The 16,131-nt window shown below is 64.8% G+C and carries 12 protein-coding genes; 3 read left to right on the top strand and 9 right to left on the bottom strand.

What is annotated here, in order from left to right; genetic code table 11:
- Window positions 1-16 precede the first annotated feature (16 nt).
- The 4 genes from IB255_RS11245 to rpsU form a co-directional block, all read right to left on the bottom strand.
- The gene (locus IB255_RS11245) at window positions 17-3,751 is read right to left on the bottom strand and encodes a bifunctional diguanylate cyclase/phosphodiesterase (RefSeq protein ID WP_192210383.1); all 3,735 of its coding nucleotides are present in this window, start codon (window positions 3,749-3,751) and stop codon (window positions 17-19) included.
- 103 nt (window positions 3,752-3,854) lie between these two features.
- Window positions 3,855-5,708, bottom strand: a complete 1,854-nt coding sequence (rpoD, locus tag IB255_RS11240; RefSeq protein ID WP_054908018.1) for an RNA polymerase sigma factor RpoD — start codon at window positions 5,706-5,708, stop codon at window positions 3,855-3,857.
- 78 nt (window positions 5,709-5,786) lie between these two features.
- Window positions 5,787-7,823, bottom strand: a complete 2,037-nt coding sequence (gene dnaG / locus IB255_RS11235; RefSeq protein WP_192210382.1) for a DNA primase — start codon at window positions 7,821-7,823, stop codon at window positions 5,787-5,789.
- Between the two features lie 200 nt (window positions 7,824-8,023).
- A complete protein-coding gene (gene rpsU, locus IB255_RS11230; RefSeq protein ID WP_003085057.1) occupies window positions 8,024-8,239 on the bottom strand; it encodes a 30S ribosomal protein S21 in 216 nt (71 codons plus the stop codon).
- Window positions 8,240-8,439: 200 nt separating this feature from the next.
- Between rpsU and tsaD the strand changes: the two genes are divergently transcribed.
- Window positions 8,440-9,465, top strand: a complete 1,026-nt coding sequence (gene tsaD / locus IB255_RS11225; RefSeq protein ID WP_192210381.1) for a tRNA (adenosine(37)-N6)-threonylcarbamoyltransferase complex transferase subunit TsaD — start codon at window positions 8,440-8,442, stop codon at window positions 9,463-9,465.
- 94 nt (window positions 9,466-9,559) lie between these two features.
- Here tsaD and plsY read toward each other — a convergent pair whose 3' ends face one another.
- Window positions 9,560-10,129 carry a glycerol-3-phosphate 1-O-acyltransferase PlsY gene (gene plsY, locus IB255_RS11220; protein WP_081520802.1) on the bottom strand — a complete coding sequence of 190 codons (570 nt, stop codon included), beginning with the start codon at window positions 10,127-10,129 and terminating at the stop codon, window positions 9,560-9,562.
- An 80-nt stretch (window positions 10,130-10,209) separates the two neighbouring features.
- On the opposite strand from plsY, the gene folB reads away from it, so the two are divergent.
- Both folB and folK read left to right on the top strand, forming a co-directional pair.
- Window positions 10,210-10,563, top strand: coding sequence for a dihydroneopterin aldolase (gene folB, locus IB255_RS11215; protein ID WP_015475255.1), 354 nt, complete (start codon window positions 10,210-10,212; stop codon window positions 10,561-10,563).
- Window positions 10,554-11,090: a 2-amino-4-hydroxy-6-hydroxymethyldihydropteridine diphosphokinase gene (gene folK, locus IB255_RS11210; RefSeq protein WP_192210380.1), complete on the top strand. Its 537-nt coding sequence runs from the start codon at window positions 10,554-10,556 to the stop codon at window positions 11,088-11,090. Before folB ends, folK begins: the two co-directional genes overlap by 10 nt.
- Before the next feature lie 143 nt (window positions 11,091-11,233).
- Here the strand turns inward: folK and IB255_RS11205 are convergent, their stop codons facing one another.
- The 4 genes from IB255_RS11205 to IB255_RS11190 all read right to left on the bottom strand — a co-directional run bounded on the left by IB255_RS11205 (window position 11,234) and on the right by IB255_RS11190 (window position 16,063).
- Window positions 11,234-12,463 (bottom strand): multifunctional CCA addition/repair protein, encoded by a 1,230-nt coding sequence (locus IB255_RS11205; protein ID WP_081520800.1) that lies wholly within the window; start codon window positions 12,461-12,463, stop codon window positions 11,234-11,236.
- 210 nt (window positions 12,464-12,673) lie between these two features.
- Entirely contained in the window at window positions 12,674-13,183 is a 510-nt protein-coding gene (locus tag IB255_RS11200) for a DUF4136 domain-containing protein (RefSeq protein WP_081520799.1), read from the bottom strand.
- Window positions 13,184-13,241: 58 nt separating this feature from the next.
- Window positions 13,242-14,795, bottom strand: a complete 1,554-nt coding sequence (locus IB255_RS11195) for a SpoVR family protein (RefSeq protein ID WP_192210379.1) — start codon at window positions 14,793-14,795, stop codon at window positions 13,242-13,244.
- Complete coding sequence (locus tag IB255_RS11190; protein WP_045212721.1) at window positions 14,792-16,063, bottom strand: YeaH/YhbH family protein; 1,272 nt, start codon at window positions 16,061-16,063, stop codon at window positions 14,792-14,794. Before IB255_RS11190 ends, IB255_RS11195 begins: the two co-directional genes overlap by 4 nt.
- Between the last annotated feature and the right edge of the window lie 68 nt (window positions 16,064-16,131).

The raw sequence follows: 16,131 nt of genomic DNA, 5'->3' as shown, positions 1-16,131 counted from the left end.
CCAGAAGGCGGGCGGATTATACCGGGGCGTTCTGGCTTGCGCCAACCGGATGCAGCGGGACCAGGAAGCGGTTGGCAAAGGCGTCGGCCGGTAGCGGGGCGCTCAGCGCGTAACCCTGGATCTGGTCGCAGCCTTCGGCTTCGAGGAAGCGTTCCTGGGCTTCGTGCTCCACGCCTTCGGCGATCACCGTGAGGTTCATGCTGCGGCCCAGGGCGATGATGGCGCGGGCGATGGCGGCGTCGTGGGGGTCGTCCGGCAGGCCGTGGACGAAGGACTGATCGATCTTCAGGGTGTCCAGCGGCAGTTGCTTCAGGTAGCTGAGCGAGGAGTAGCCGGTGCCGAAGTCATCGATGGCCAGTTGCACGCCGAGGTGCTTGAGGCTGTGCAGGATCGACAGGGCTTCCTCGGTCTGGTGCATGAGGAAGCTTTCGGTGATCTCCAGTTGCAGGCGCGAGGACTGCAGGTTGTAGTGGGCGAGCAGTTCGCGGATGCGTTCGACCAGGTTGGTCTGGCGCAGCTGGGCGCCGGCGAGGTTGACCGAGAGCGGGCCGAAGGCGGCGTGGCTGTCCTGCCAGCGGCTCATCTGCCGGCAGGCTTCGCGCAGCACCCAGTCGCCCAGCGGCAGGATCAGGCCGTTTTCCTCGGCCAGAGGGATGAAGCGATCCGGAGAAATCGCGCCGAATTGCGGGTGTTTCCAGCGGATTAGCGCTTCTGCTCCTACAAGCTGCCCGCTCGCGAGGGACAGTTTGGGTTGGTAGTAGAGCTGGAGCTGGTCGCTTTCCAGGGCGCGGCGCAGTTCGTGCTCCAGGGCCATGCGTTCGGTGGCCTGGAAGGTCAGTTCGCGGGTGTAGAACTCGACGCGGTTGCGGCCCTGGGCCTTGGCCCGGTACATGGCGGCATCGGCGTTCTTCACCAGGGTGGCGACGTCGCCGCCGTCGCTGGGATAGAGGCAGATACCGATGCTGGCGCTGACGAAGAACTCCTGTTCGCCGGCGATGAACGGTTTTTCGAAGCAGACCAGCAGCTTGTTCGCCACGTGCTCGGCGTCCAGCGCGTGGTGCAGGCCGGGCAGCAGGATGATGAATTCGTCGCCGCCCTGGCGGGCCACGGTGTCGACGTCGCGCAGCTGCTCGCGCAGGCGGGTGGCGATGGATTTCAGCAGCAGGTCGCCCACCGGGTGGCCGAGGCTGTCGTTGATGTGCTTGAAGCGGTCGAGGTCGAGGAACAGTACGGCGCCCTGGTGATCGTCTTCCTGGGCTTCCTTGAGCGAGGCGTTCAGGCGGCTTTCGAACAGCAGGCGGTTGGGCAGGCCGGTGAGCGGGTCATGGTGGGCCTGGTAGTCGAGCCGCGCCTGGGCGTACTTGAGGGTGGAGATGTCGGCGAACACGCCGACGTAGTGGGTCAGCTCGCCGTCGGCGTTGCGCACGGCGCTGACGGTCAGCCACTCCGGGTACAGTTCTTGGTTCTTCCGCCGGTTCCAGATCTCGCCCTGCCAGTGGCCTTCGGCGTTGAGCTGGTGCCAGAGGGCGACGTAGAAGCTGGTGTCATGCTGGCCGGAGGCAAGCAGGCGCGGCGAGTTGCCGAGGGCTTCCTGTTCGCTGTAGCCGGTGATTTCGCTGAAGGCGCGGTTGACTGCGACTATCTGCTGGTGCGCGTCGGTGATCATCACGCCTTCGGCGGTGCTTTCGAACACGGTGGCGGCGAGGCGGAGCTTTTCCTGCATCTGCTGCTGCTCGGTGATGTCCCGGGCGATGGTCAGCATGCAGTCGTCGCTGCCGATGGTGATGCGGTGGGCGGATAGCTCGCACAGGCGCAGGCTGCCGTCGCGGGTGCGAATCTGCGCGGTGAAGTCCGGGGCGCTGGATGCGTTGTCGAGGATGCCCAGCAGCTTGCTGCGGTCGGCCGGGTTGGCCCACAGGCGCAGGTCGAGCGTGGAGCGCTCGGCGGCTTCTTCGCGGCTGTACCCGGTGATGCGGGTGAAGCCCTGGTTCACTTCCACCAGCCGGCCGTCGCTGATGCGCGAGATGAGCATGCCGTCGGGGGAGGCGTGGAAGGCCTTGGCGAACTTTTCCTCGGAGACGCGCAGCTGCTCCTGGGTCTCCTTGACCTGGGAGATGTTGCGCACCACCACCACCAGCGCCGGGGTGTCGTCGAGGACGATGTGCTGGGCCGAGAGCAGGGCGGTGAAGCGCGTGCCGTCGCGGCGGTTGAGCGGAATCTCGACGTTGTTCAGCGGCTCGCCCTGCAGGCGCGCGAGCATCGCCGGGCCCATGCCCGGCTCGCCCCAGATGCCCAGCTCGGTGGAGGTCTTGCCCAGCGCCTCGCTGGCGGGGATGCCGATCTGCTGTTCGAAGGTGCTGTTCACCGCGAGCAGCTGCCCGTCGACGCGGCGGGCGAGGACGATGATGTCCGGGCAGTGGTGGAACACCGAGGCGAATTTCTGTTCGGACAGGCGCAGGGCCTGCTCGGTGTGCATGGCGTCGGTGATGTCGATCATCAGGCCGCGCAGGATCATTTCATCGTCATGGTGGATCAGCGTGACGATGTCGCGAATCCAGACGATCCGCCCGTCGGCGGCGAGCATGCGGTAGTCGAAGCTGTGGTTGCGCCCGGCCTGGCTTTCGCTGAGGCAGAAATGGATGGCGCGCTCGGCGTCTTCCGGGTGCAGGGTGCGCTGCCAGAAGCCGGGTTCCAGCCAGTCCTTGATCGGGTAGCCGAGCAGCCGCTGGGCGTGAGGCGAGACGTAGGTGAAGCGGTTTTCCGCCAGGCGCATTTCCCAGGCGATGGCGGTAAGGCTTTCCACCAGGCCGCGGTAGTGCTGTTCGCTGTCGCGCAGGGCCTGTTCGAGCTTCTCGCGGCGCTGCATCTCGCCGCGCAGGCGGCGGTTCATGGTGAACAGCACCAGCAGGGTGATGGCGGTCAGGAGGGCAATGGGGACGGCGATTTCCAGGACTTCGCGCCACACCGAGCGGCGATCCAGCAGGCCCCCGACCCAGGGCGCCTGGAGGGCATCGATCTGCTCGACGGTCAGGTCGGCCAGTACCTTGTCGATGATGCCGGCGAAGATCGCCTGGTCCTTCGGCACGCCCATTGCCAGTTGGTAGCGATAGGGCGTTTCGCCGCTGATCTGCAGGCCGTCGAGCTTGAGCTGGCGCAGGTTCCAGACGGCAGAGGCGAGATCGCCGACGAATGCATCCACCTGCCCGGTGGCCAGGGCCTGCAGGCCGGCGGCGACGCTCGGCAAGGGTTGCAGGTTCAGGTCGGGGTGCTTGGCGGTCAACAGTTCGTGAGCCGCGTAGTTGGCCACGACGCCGACCTTGAGCCCGTAGAGTTCCTTGAGGCCGCCGGGGGCCGGGCCGTCCTTGCGGGCAAGGATGATGATCGGAAAGTCGAGGTAGGGGCGGGTGAAGGTCAGGTAGTCGAGGCGCCTGGGCGTAGCCATGACGCCGGGCAGCAGGTCGATGCGGTTGTCGCGCGCCTGTTGCAGGACTTCGCTCCAGCTGGCCGGTTCGACCGGCTGCAACTTCACCTTGAGTTGTTGACTGATGAGCTGCACATAGCTGGCAGCGAGCCCCTGGTAGCGGCCCTCGGTGTCACGGAATTCAAAGGGTGGCCAGGAGGTATCGACGCCCAGGCGCAGGCTGGGATGTGCCTGCAGCCACTGCTGCTCCTCGGGCGTGAGGCTCAGGGCGAATGCCTGTCCCGCCCAGAATGCGAGGCACCACAGTAGAACTGCCTGCAGACGCGGCATGAAGGGCCTCATTCCAGGGGGGACTATGCCGAAGTGTAGACGTGGCACTTTGCCCGATGGAAGGCCCAAAGAAAAACCCCCGGTTTTGGCCGGGGGTTCTTCGTCACTCGTCGAGGAAGGAGCGCAGATGCTCGCTTCGCGACGGGTGGCGCAGCTTGCGCAGCGCCTTGGCTTCGATCTGGCGGATACGCTCACGGGTTACATCGAACTGCTTGCCGACTTCCTCGAGGGTGTGGTCGGTATTCATGTCGATGCCGAAGCGCATGCGCAGGACCTTGGCTTCGCGAGCTGTGAGGCCGGCGAGGACTTCGCGGGTGGCTTCCTTGAGGCTCTCGCTGGTCGCCACTTCGATCGGCGACTGCATGGTGGAGTCCTCGATGAAGTCGCCCAGGTGCGAGTCTTCGTCGTCACCGATCGGCGTTTCCATGGAGATCGGTTCCTTGGCGATCTTCAGGACCTTGCGGATCTTGTCTTCCGGCATGTCCATGCGTTCGCCCAGCTCTTCCGGGGTCGGTTCACGGCCCATCTCCTGCAGCATCTGGCGGGAGATACGGTTGAGCTTGTTGATCGTCTCGATCATGTGCACCGGAATACGGATGGTGCGGGCCTGGTCGGCGATCGAACGGGTGATCGCCTGGCGAATCCACCAGGTGGCATAGGTCGAGAACTTGTAGCCGCGACGGTATTCGAACTTGTCCACCGCCTTCATCAGGCCGATGTTGCCTTCCTGGATCAGGTCGAGGAACTGCAGACCGCGGTTGGTGTACTTCTTGGCGATGGAGATCACCAGACGCAGGTTCGCCTCCACCATCTCCTTCTTCGCACGACGGGCTTTCGCCTCGCCGATGGACATGGAGCGGTTGACGTCCTTGATCTCGGCAACGGTCAGCTGCGAGCTGGTTTCCAGGTCGACCAGCTTCTGCTGGTTGCGCAGGATGTCGTCACGCAGGCGCTCGATGGCCTCGGCGTACTTGGGCTTGCCCTTGAGTACGGAGTCGACCCAGGCGGTGTCGGTTTCGTGGCCGGGGAACTGGCGCAGGAAGTCGGCACGCGGCATGCGGGCATCACGCACGCACAGCTGCATGATGGCGCGTTCCTGGCGGCGGACGCTGTCCAGCGCATCGCGGACCTTGGCGACCAGCACGTCGAACTGCTTGGGCACGAGCTTGATCGGCATGAACAGTTCGGCCAGGGCGACCAGTTCTTCGGTCGCCTGCTTGCTGCCACGGCCGTGCTTCTTCAGGGCCTTCTTGGCTTTTTCCAGCTGCTCGGAAACGGCGCCGAAACGACGAGCGGCTTCTTCCGGATCCGGACCGCCGTCGCCTTCTTCTTCCTCGCTGTCGCCGTCGGACTCTTCGTCCTCTTCGTCCTTATCCTTGTCCTTGGCTTCGGCGTCGTCTTTCAGGCCGACCGGCTCGACTTCTTCGGCCGGCAGGGTGCCGTCATCCGGGTCGATATAGCCACTGAGGACGTCAGACAGGCGGCCGCCTTCGGCGACGATGCGGTTGTACTCTTCGAGAATGCCGTCCACCGCGCCCGGGAACTGGGCGATGGCACTCATGACCTCGCGGATGCCTTCCTCGATGCGTTTGGCGATTTCGATCTCGCCTTCGCGGGTCAGCAGTTCCACGGTACCCATTTCACGCATGTACATGCGCACCGGGTCGGTCGTGCGGCCAACGTCGCTCTCTACCGCAGCGAGGGCGGCAGCAGCTTCTTCGGCGGCAGCTTCATCGGTATCGGTTTCCGCCAGCAGCAGGGCATCCGCATCCGGGGCTGTCTCGAATACGTTGATCCCCATGTCGTTGATCATGCGGATGATGTCTTCTACCTGTTCCGGATCAGAGATATCCTCCGGCAGGTGGTCGTTGACCTCCGCGTAAGTCAGGTAACCCTGCTCACGACCACGGGTGATCAACTCTTTGAGACGAGATTGCTGTTGCGCTTTTCCGGACATAACACCCTATCCACTGAAGGTCTTGGCGGGCTGAAATAAGCCGAGGATTATACCAGATTCGAGGCTTCAGGCGCCAGTTCAGCTCTGGCTGCCTGTTGAAGAGGGGGTGCTGTAGTGCTCCCGCAGTAACGCTTTCTCTTCGTCGGTCAGTTCACTGGGGTTCTTTCGCAGCACACTGTGCAGGCGGGCTTCGCGGCTGCTGAGCAGTTGGTTGTGTGCAAGTGTAGTAATGGTGTCGACGAACTGCTTTTCAAGATTGCCGTCATCGATCAGCCATTCTTTCCCCGCCAGCACCTGCAGCAGGCGCCCTTGGGGTGTTCCGTGCCAGCGCGCGATGAGGTGCATCGAGCTCTGTCTCGGATTCTTCTGCAACGCTTCGACCAGGGCCGCGAGCAGTTGCGAGTAGGTCTGTCCCTCGTTGGAGAAGTGGCTCGCATCCTCGACGCTCTGCGCCAGTTGAGGATGGTGCAGCAGGGTGCGCAGCGCGGTCAGCGTCGGCGATTCGACGCTGATCTCGGTACGTGGCTGGCGCGGCGTAAAGTCGCCTTTCTTGCCCTTGCCGTCCCATTTGCGATCGCCCTTCCAGGGCTTCTTGCCCTGCTTGGCGCCGCCGTTGCCGGCGGAAAACTCCTGCGGAGCCTCGAAGTAGCTCGAAGCATCCTGGTAATGACTGTCGCCATGCTCTGCGAACTGGCCGGCGAACTGGCCCATGTCGTAGTCGGCGTACTCGTGGGCGTGCTGATCCGTGCCTTGTGCCTTGGCCGGAGCGGGCGCATGGCTGGGCTTGCCCTGGCCGGTGAGGCCCGAGCGCGGGGCGCTGATCTGGCTGAGCGCCTCGGCGGACAGCCCGGTGATCTCGCCCAGGCGCTGGCGCATCAGCAGGCGCAGGGTGTTGCCGGGAATCTTTTCCAGCAATGGCCCGGCCAGGGTCGCCAGGTGCGCCTTGCCTTCCAGCGTGCTGGGGTCGGCTTCCTGGGTCAGTTGCTGGAAGAAGTAGTCCGCCAGCGGCTGGGCCTGGTGGGCGAGGCGTGCGCGGAACGCGTCCGGGCCTTCGGCGCGTACCAGGCTGTCCGGGTCCTCACCCTCGGGCAGGAACAGGAAGCGCACCTTGCGCCCGTCCTGCAGGTTGCTCAGCGCCGACTCCAGTGCGCGCCAGGCAGCATTGCGGCCGGCCTGGTCGCCGTCGAAGCAGAAGAGGATGTTCGGCACGATGCGGAACAGCCGCTTGATGTGTTCTTCGCTGGTGGCCGTGCCCAGGGTGGCGACCGCATTGCGGATGCCTTGCTGGGCCAGCGCGATGACGTCCATGTAGCCTTCGACCACCATGATCTCGTCGAGATCCCGGTTGTTCTTCCGTGCCTCGTACAGGCCGTAGAGCTCCTGCCCTTTATGGAAGACCGGAGTTTCCGGCGAGTTCAGGTACTTCGGCTTGTCGTCGCCCAGCACCCGGCCGCCGAAGGCGATCACCCGGCCGCGGCTGTCGCGGATGGGGAAGATCACTCGGTCGCGGAAGCGGTCGTAGCGCTTGCCGCTGTCGGGGTTCTCCACCAAAAGGCCTGCGTCGAGCATGGCCTTGAGCTGCAGGTTGTCGCCGCCCAGGTTCTTCAGCAGGTTGTCCCAGCCCGGCGGGGCGAAGCCCAGGCCGAAGTCGCGGGCGATCTCGCCGGTGAGGCCGCGGCCCTTGAGGTACTCCACCGCGGCCTTGCGCGCCGGGTGGCCTTTCAGCGCCTGGCGGTAGAACTCGGCGGACGCAGCCAGCAGCGGGTAGAGCGGCGAGTCGACCGGCTGTCGGGGCTTGTTGCCGCGCCGGCCTTCCTCGCGGGGGATGTCCATGCCGGCGCGCTTGGCCAAGTCCTCGACCGCCTGGACGAAGTCCAGCTGGTCGTGGTCCATGATGAAGCCGAGCGCGTTGCCGCCGGCGCCACAGCCGAAGCAGTAATAGAACTGCTTGTCCGGGCTGACGGTGAAGGAGGGTGTCTTCTCCTTGTGGAACGGGCAGCACGCGCTGTAGTTCTTGCCGGTCTTCTTCAGCTGGATGCGCGAACTCACCACATCGAGAATGTCGGTGCGGTTGAGCAGGTCATCGATGAAGGATTGTGGAATCAGGCCGGCCATAGACTCATCGGGACGCAGGGTGGACCCAAGCATAGCGCGGGGCGTTGAGGCCGCTAGCGAGGCTTGAGGCTAAGCATGGGGCTGGAAAAGCAAAAACTCCGAAGTCCGCGAATGCGAATCGGAGTGGGGTGCCTGGTTTCAGGCACTCGCCCGGCGAGTGGGCCGGGCGATGCGGAAAGCGTGCGACGAGGCGCTGTAACTCAGTACAGGCGCTCGCGGCGGCGCTGTTCGCGCTGCACTTTCTTAGCGTGACGCTTAACAGCGGCAGCGGCCTTGCGCTTACGCTCGGCGGTCGGCTTTTCGTAGAACTCACGGCTACGGACTTCGGCCAGTACGCCTGCTTTTTCGCAGGAGCGCTTGAAACGACGCAGAGCTACGTCGAAGGGTTCGTTCTCTTTAACTTTGACGGCGGGCATCCAGGTCGTACCTTCAATGATTACCGGAGGATTTATCGCGCTCCTGACGGTTGTTCGGAGTCGGCGGTTTTCAAGGGTTGCGGATATTAAACGTTCGGAAGGAGGAATGCAAAGCCTCCGATCGAAAAGCACTGGTCCGAAGCCCAGCCGGCGATTATGATGCGCGGCTTCAATTTTGCCCAGAGTAAAGGCTCAAACCCATGCTAGTGCTGGGGTTGGAAACCTCCTGCGACGAGACCGGCGTCGCCCTGTACGACAGCGAAAAAGGCCTGCTGGCCGACGCGCTGTTCAGCCAGATCGACCTGCACCGCGTATACGGCGGCGTGGTTCCCGAGCTGGCCTCCCGTGATCACGTCAAGCGCATGCTGCCGCTGATTCGCCAGGTGCTGGCCGACTCCGGCCGCACCGCCGAAGACATCGACGCCATCGCCTACACCGCTGGCCCCGGCCTGGTGGGCGCACTGCTGGTCGGTGCTTCCTGCGCCCAGGCCATGGCGTTCGCCTGGGGCATACCGGCTGTCGGCGTGCACCATATGGAAGGCCACCTGCTGGCGCCGATGCTCGAAGAGCAGCCGCCGCAGTTCCCGTTCGTCGCCTTGCTGGTGTCCGGCGGCCACACCCAACTGGTGCGGGTGGACGGCATCGGCCAGTACCAGGTGCTCGGCGAGTCGGTGGACGACGCGGCCGGCGAAGCCTTCGACAAGACCGCCAAACTGCTCGGCCTGGCCTATCCCGGTGGTCCGGAGATCGCACGTCTGGCCGAGAGCGGCACCGCTGGTCGCTTCGTCTTCCCGCGCCCGATGACCGACCGTCCGGGCCTGGATTTCAGCTTCAGCGGCCTCAAGACTTTCGCCCTGAACACCTGGCAGCGCTGCGTGGCCGAAGGTGACGATAGCGAGCAGACCCGCTGCGACATCGCCCTGGCGTTCCAGACGGCGGTGGTCGAGACCCTGACCATCAAGTGCAAGCGCGCGCTCAAGCAGACTCATCTGAAGAGCCTGGTGATCGCCGGTGGCGTCAGCGCCAACCAGGCCTTGCGCCAGCATCTGGATAAGATGCTCGGCGAGATGAAGGGCCAGGTGTTCTACGCCCGCCCGCGCTTCTGTACCGATAACGGCGCGATGATCGCCTATGCTGGCTGCCAGCGGCTGGTGGCCGGGCAGCAGGACGGCCCGTCGATCGGCGTCCAGGCGCGTTGGCCAATGGAGTCGCTGCCAGCGATCTGAATAATGAAGCTGCAAACGACGCGGCCCATGCTCTGAGCGGCATGGGCCGTTTTTTCGCTTGCAGCGCGTTACGCGGGCCGGGAAGCTCGCGGCTTTAGAAGTGACGTTCGCGTCCGGCGATCAGGTCGCGCAGGTTGCTGCGGTGGCGCCAGACGATCAGGCCGGTGAGCACGGTCATCGGCAGCAGCGCCGAAGGCTCCTGCCAGGCCAGCAGCGGCAGGGTCAGTGGCGTGGCCACCAGGGAAGCCAGCGAACTGGTGCGCGACAGCTTGAAGGTCACCAGCCAGGCCACTGCCGCAAGCAGGGCGGCCGGCGGGTACAGCGCCAGCAGCATGCCGGCGGCGGTGGCGACGCCCTTGCCGCCACGGAAGTTGAAGTACAGCGGGTAGAGGTGGCCGATCACCGCTGCCAGCCCGATCCAGGCCTGCTCCACGTCGGACAGGCCGATCATCCGGGCGAAAAGAACCGGAACCAGCCCCTTGGCGAGATCGCCGAGCAGGGTGAGGATGGCGATCTTCTTCCCGGCCAGGCGCAGCATGTTGGTGGCGCCGGGATTGCCCGAGCCGCTGGCGCGCGGGTCGGCCGTGCCGAACAGGCGGCTGAGGAGTACCGCGAAGGACAGTGATCCGAGCAGGTAGGCGAGGATCGCCAAGAACCAGAACATGGTTTCCACCGGAGACGAGGTCGTTTCCGATTCTAACGGGGCGCCGGCCGCTTGTCGTGTCGCCTTGGAGCATGCAGTCAGTGGACAGAGTTTTCATCGAGGGGCTGGAAGTGGACACCGTGATCGGCGTCTACGACTGGGAAAGGGGTATCCGGCAGTGCCTGCGCCTGGACCTGACGCTGGGTTGGGACAACCGCCCGGCGGCGGCCGACGACGATATTGCCAAGGCCCTGGACTACGCCGTGCTCTCCGAGCGGGTCATGGCTTTTGCCCGTGACGCGCATTTCCAGCTGGTGGAAACCTTCGCCGAGCGCCTGGCCGAGCTGCTGATGGCTGAATTCGGCATTCAGTGGCTGCGTCTGAAAGTCACCAAGCCCGGCGCCGTCGCGGCTGCCATCGGCGTGGGTGTGGAGATCGAACGCGGATGCCGCTGACGCCGGTCTACCTCGGGTTGGGCAGCAACTTCGACCGTGAGCGCCATCTGCTCGCCGGGTTGGAGGCGCTGGACGGCTTCCTCGAGGACATCCACTGCTCGCCGGTGTTCGAGAGCGAGCCGGTGGGCATCCGCAGCGGCCCCTTCTACAACTTCGTGATCATCGCACGCACCGATCTGCCATTGGCGGAGCTGAGCCTGCGGCTCAAGCACATCGAGGCGGACAACGGTCGCTATGCGCCGGAGCGCAAGGGTCTGCCGCTGGATATCGACGTGCTGCTGTATGGCGACCTGCACGGGGAGTTCGACGGCCTGACGCTGCCGCGCGCGGAGGTGCTGAAGAATGCCTTCGTACTCTGGCCGCTGGCGTTGCTGGCCCCCGAGGTGAAGCATCCGGGAGCGCAGCGTTCGTTTGCCGAACTGTGGGCGGACGCGCAGATCGCGCAGAAGCTCTGGCCGGTGCCCTTCCAGTGGCGCGGTGTGGAGCTGACACCGGCGGCGCTGATCAAGGCGCATCCGGCGGCTTGATTTGTGTTCGGTTCTCTCCGGGCCTCGGTAAGCGCTGCGGCCTGATCGCCACCTGTAGGAGCGCCCGATGGGCGCGATCGCGGGCATGGCCCGCTCCTACAGTGAGAGCCTGTCGTTAGAGGTGCGGTCCCTCCGCAGTGCTGTCAGGCGGCGTGGCTTTCCTTGTAGGCCTTCAGTGCTGTCAGCCGCTCACGCTTGAGCGCTTCGCCCAGCTCGGCACCCTTGTATCCCTTTTCCAGCAATGGCTGCACCGCGACCGAGCGGGCAGCCTGTGCTGCACCGCGCAGGTACTCGGCTTGCGGGTATTCGCGGTCCTCCAGTCCATGGCGGCCGCGGGCGTCCATCTCGCTGGCGGCGAGAAACTCTTCGAAGCGCTGCGGCCGGCGGTAGACGTCGAAGGATTGCAGCAGCTCGAGGATGGTGTTCGGCCGCAGCTCCAGCGCGCGGTGGCAGTGGGTGTGGTACTCGCCGACCAGTCGCGCCAGTTCCTGGCATTCCCGCGGGACCTTGAAGCGTGCGTTGATCGCGTCGATCAGCGGCAGGCCCAGATGTTCGTGGGCGTGGTGTTTGGGCCATTCTTCCTCGCGCGTCTCGCCCTTGCCTACGTCATGCACCAGGCAGGCCCAGCGCACGCTCAGCGGCTGATCGTACCTGGCACACTCGCGCAGCACGGCCAGTACATGCTCGCCGGTATCCACCTCGGGATGGTGCTGCGGCGGTTGCGGTACGCCGAACAGCGTGTCGACTTCCGGCATCAGCACGGCCAGGGCGCCACAGTCGCGCAGGACCTGGATGAACACGTCCGGGCGCGATTCCATCAGGGCGCGGGAGATTTCCTTCCAGCTGCGTTCGGCGGTCAGCGCTTCCAGTTCGCCGGATTCCGACAGCTCGCGCATCAGTGCCAGGGTTTCCGGCGCCACGCTGAAGCCCATCGGCGCATAGCGGGCGGCGAAGCGCGCGACACGCAGCACGCGCAGCGGGTCTTCGGCGAAGGCCGGGGAGACGTGGCGCAGCAGGCGGGCTTCGAGGTCTTTCTGGCCGTGGTAGGGATCGACGATCTGGCCGTCATTGTCCTCGGCCATGGCGTTGATGGTCAGGTCGCGGCGGATCAGGTCTTCTTCCAGGGTGACGTCGGGGCTGGCGTAGAAGGTGAAGCCGCCATAGCCGCGCCCGCTTTTGCGCTCGGTACGGGCGAGGGCGTATTCCTCGCCGGTCTTGGGGTGGAGGAAGACCGGGAAGTCGGCGCCCACCGGGCGGTAGCCCTGGGTGAGCATCTCGTCGGCGCTGGCGCCGACCACCACCCAGTCGGTGTCGCTGAAGGGGATGCCGAGCAGGCGGTCGCGCACGGCGCCGCCCACCTTGTAGATCTGCATGAAGCTGTCTCCTGTTCTGGGGGATAGCTTCGGGGTTTGCGGCGGGTGGGGCAAGCTCGGCAGGGAAGGGGCGCCTGCGGCGCCGATCGCGGGCATGGCCTGCTCCTGCAAGTGTGGCCGGGATTCGCGCAGGAGTGGACTTCGTCCGCGATGCTTTCCGGCGCGATGCGGGCCAATCGCGGACGGAGTCCGCTCCTACGACATCTGGAATTACGGCGCGGCGACGGGGACCTGCTGGAGCAACGCGCCGATGGCGTCCTGCAGCAGGGCGGCGCTGGAGTGCGCGGGGCTCAGGCCGGTGCTGACGGTGCCTTCCCACAGCGTCTGCTCCTGCGCATCGGTCAGGCGCAGGCGCAGGGTGCCCGTCTCATCGCGCAGGCGGTGGATGGCGAGATAGGGGCCGAGCGGATCGGGCGGCGGTACGTCGACCTTGAATTCCAGCGGCGCGTCCTGCAGCGCCAGCCAGTAGTAGACGCGCAGCTGCGGAGTGGCGCTTTCGCGGTAGCCGCGCTCGATCAGGCCCTGGCGCACCTGGGCGTTGATCAGGGGGTAACGGCTGCGGTAGGGCAGGGCGTCGACGGCGTTTTCCGGGGGCATCAGCTGGAAGTCGCGCAGCCCGGCCAGGCGCGCATCGGCGGGATGCGCGACCTGGGCGTGCGGGACGGGGTTGCTGCAGGTCGCGACAGCAAGGCAAAGCAGGAGAATGGCGAACAGACGCATGGCGGTCTCCAGCGGGGTTGCCGCCATGCTTGTCACGCCTGCTGCCACGGTCAACCGATCAAATGGGTGGGATGATCAGGTCGAGACGCGGGTAGCCCTCCTCGCTGTCGCGTTCACCCTTTGGGGGCATGTGGAAGGTGTTGACGATGTTCTCGCCCTGCAGGGTCTCCAGGTGGATGTCGAAGCCCCACAGGCGGTGCAGGTGCTTGAGCACGTCGTCGGTGGATTCGCCCAGCGGTTTGCGGTCGTGCTGCTGGTGGCGCAGGGTCAGCGAGCGGTCGCCACGACGGTCGACGTCCCAGATCTGGATGTTCGGCTCGCGGTTGCCGAGGTTGTACTGCGCAGCCAGGGTTTCGCGGATCTTGCGGTAGCCGTCGTCGTCGTGGATGGCGTCGACCAGCATGTCGTCCTTCTGGTCGTCGTCGAGGATGCTGAACAGCTTGAACTCGCGGATCACCTTGGGCGAGAGGAACTGCAGGACGAAGCTCTCGTCCTTGAAGCTCTTCATGGCGAACTTGATGGTGGCCAGCCAGTCGTTGCCGGCGATGTCCGGGAACCAGCGCTTGTCTTCCTCGGTGGGGTTCTCGCAGATGCGGCGGATGTCGCGGTACATGGCGAAGCCCAGCGCGTAGGGGTTGATGCCGCTGTAGTAGGGGCTGTCGAAGCCGGGCTGGTAGACGACGCTGGTGTGGTACTGGAGGAATTCCATCATGAAGCCGTCGCTGACCAGGCCTTCGTCGTAGAGGTCGTTGATCAGGGTGTAGTGCCAGAAGGTCGCCCAGCCTTCGTTCATGACCTGGGTCTGGCGCTGCGGGTAGAAGTACTGCGCCACCTTGCGCACGATGCGCACCACTTCACGCTGCCAGGGCTCGAGCAGCGGGGCGTTCTTTTCGATGAAGTAGAGGATGTTTTCCTGCGGCTCGCTGGGGTAGCGGGCCAGGCCCTGTTCCTTGTCCTTGCCGCCGGCCTTGGGAATGGTCCGCCAGAGGTCGTTGACCTGGCGCTGGATCTGTTCCTCGCGTTCCTTCTGGCGCTGCTTCTCTTCTTCTGCGGAGATCGGGTAGGGCCGCTTGTAGCGGTCCACGCCGTAGTTCATCAGGGCGTGGCAGGAGTCCAGCAGGTCTTCCACGGCGTCGATGCCGTAGCGTTCCTCGCACTTGTTGATGTAGGACTTGGCGAACACCAGGTAGTCGATGATCGAGGTGGCGTCGGTCCAGGTGCGGAACAGGTAGTTGCCCTTGAAGAAGCTGTTGTGCCCGTAGCAGGCATGGGCGATCACCAGTGCCTGCATGCACTGGGTGTTCTCTTCCATCAGGTAGGCGATGCACGGGTCGGAGTTGATCACGATCTCGTAGGCCAGGCCCATCTGACCGCGCTTGTAGTTCTTTTCCGTGCTAAGGAAGTGCTTGCCGTAGGACCAGTGGTTGTAACCGATGGGCATGCCGACGGAGGCATAGGCATCCATCATCTGCTCGGCGGTGATCACTTCGATCTGGTTGGGGTAGGTGTCCAGCGCGTAGCGCTCGGCGAGGCGACTGATTTCGCGGTCGTACTGCTGGATCAGCTCGAAGGTCCACTCCGAGCCGGTGGCGATCGGCTGGCGCTTGCTCATGCGACTAGCCTCCTCTGGAACAGCTCGCGGAACACCGGGTAGATGTCCGAGGCGGAGACGATCTGCTGCTGGGCGAAGCTGTCTTCGAAGGTATCGCGGATCTTCTCGTACTCGAACCACAGCGCCTGGTGCTCGCGCGGGGTGATCTCGACGTAGGTGTAGTACTGGACGAAGGGCATGATCTGCTTCATCAGGATGTCGCGGCAGACCGGCGAGTCGTCGTTCCAGTTGTCGCCGTCCGAGGCCTGGGCGGCGTAGATGTTCCACTCGTTGGTGGGATAACGCTCGGCCATCACCTCCTGCATGAGTTTCAGGGCGCTGGAGACGATGGTCCCGCCGGTCTCGCGGGAATAGAAGAACTCTTCCTCGTCCACCTCGCGGGCGCTGGTGTGGTGGCGGATGAACACCACTTCGATCTTCTCGTAGTTCCGCTTGAGGAACAGGTAGAGAAGGATGAAGAAGCGTTTGGCGATGTCCTTGGTGGCCTGGGTCATGGAGCCGGAGACGTCCATCAGGCAGAACATCACGGCCTTGGAGGTCGGGTTGGGCTGCTTCACCAGCAGGTTGTACTTGAGGTCGAAGGTGTCGAGGAACGGCACCTTGTCGATGCGCGCGCGCATGCCGGCGATCTTCTGCTCCAGCTCCTGGATATCGCCGAGGTTGTCCGGTTCCTCGCGCTTCAGGCGATCCAGCTCCGCTATCGCTGCGCGCAGCTTGCCGCGGGTGGAGCCGGAGAGGGCGATGCGCCGTGCGTGGGCCGAGCGCAGGGTGCGCACGATGTTGATGCGCGAGGGGTTGCCCTCGTTGCTTATGCCGGCGCGCACGGTCTTGAAGGTGTCGCTGCCGGTGAGGTGGCGCTTGACCAGGTTGGGCAGCTCCAGATCCTCGAACATGAAGTCGAGGAATTCTTCCTGGGTGATCTGGAAGACGAAGTCGTCCATACCGTCACCCTGGTTGCTGGCCTTGCCGGCGCCACGGCCACCGCCGCCGCCCTGGGGGCGCGGGATGTGTTCGCCGGTGGTGAATTCCTTGTTGCCGGGGTGGATCACCGTCTGGCGACCGCCACGGCCATGATGCAGGACCGGCTCGTCGATATCGCGGCCAGGAATACTGATCTGCTCGCCGTGTTCCATGTCGGTGATGGAGCGGCGGCTGACGGCCTCTTCGACGGCCTTCTTGATGTGCTCACGGTAACGCCGCAGGAAGCGCTGGCGATTCACCGTGCTCTTGTTCTTGCCGTTCAGACGCCGGTCGATGACGTAGCTCATGAATGCTCCTCAGGGCCTGCTGCGTAGCGGCGTGGAGCCGCCACGGACAGGTCCGAATGCGACGGCGA

The sequence above is a fragment of the Pseudomonas sp. PDM22 genome, from assembly GCF_014851965.1.
GTDB lineage: Bacteria > Pseudomonadota > Gammaproteobacteria > Pseudomonadales > Pseudomonadaceae > Pseudomonas.
The sequence above is the reverse complement of the archived record's forward strand: the minus strand, read 5'-3'. Positions and strand labels throughout refer to the sequence as shown.

Bases quoted from the DNA above. Each gene is read 5' to 3' on its own strand.
- rpoD (WP_054908018.1), bottom strand. From the start codon at position 5,708: ATGTCCGGAAAAGCGCAACAGCAATCTCGTCTCAAAGAGTTGATCACC.
- IB255_RS11195 (WP_192210379.1), bottom strand. From the start codon at position 14,795: ATGAGCAAGCGCCAGCCGATCGCCACCGGCTCGGAGTGGACCTTCGAG.
- IB255_RS11190 (WP_045212721.1), bottom strand. From the start codon at position 16,063: ATGAGCTACGTCATCGACCGGCGTCTGAACGGCAAGAACAAGAGCACG.
- IB255_RS11245 (WP_192210383.1), bottom strand. From the start codon at position 3,751: ATGCCGCGTCTGCAGGCAGTTCTACTGTGGTGCCTCGCATTCTGGGCG.
- rpsU (WP_003085057.1), bottom strand. From the start codon at position 8,239: ATGCCCGCCGTCAAAGTTAAAGAGAACGAACCCTTCGACGTAGCTCTG.
- plsY (WP_081520802.1), bottom strand. From the start codon at position 10,129: ATGTTCTGGTTCTTGGCGATCCTCGCCTACCTGCTCGGATCACTGTCC.
- dnaG (WP_192210382.1), bottom strand. From the start codon at position 7,823: ATGGCCGGCCTGATTCCACAATCCTTCATCGATGACCTGCTCAACCGC.
- IB255_RS11205 (WP_081520800.1), bottom strand. From the start codon at position 12,463: ATGCAGATCTACAAGGTGGGCGGCGCCGTGCGCGACCGCCTGCTCGGC.
- IB255_RS11200 (WP_081520799.1), bottom strand. From the start codon at position 13,183: ATGCGTCTGTTCGCCATTCTCCTGCTTTGCCTTGCTGTCGCGACCTGC.
- tsaD (WP_192210381.1), top strand. From the start codon at position 8,440: ATGCTAGTGCTGGGGTTGGAAACCTCCTGCGACGAGACCGGCGTCGCC.
- folK (WP_192210380.1), top strand. From the start codon at position 10,554: ATGCCGCTGACGCCGGTCTACCTCGGGTTGGGCAGCAACTTCGACCGT.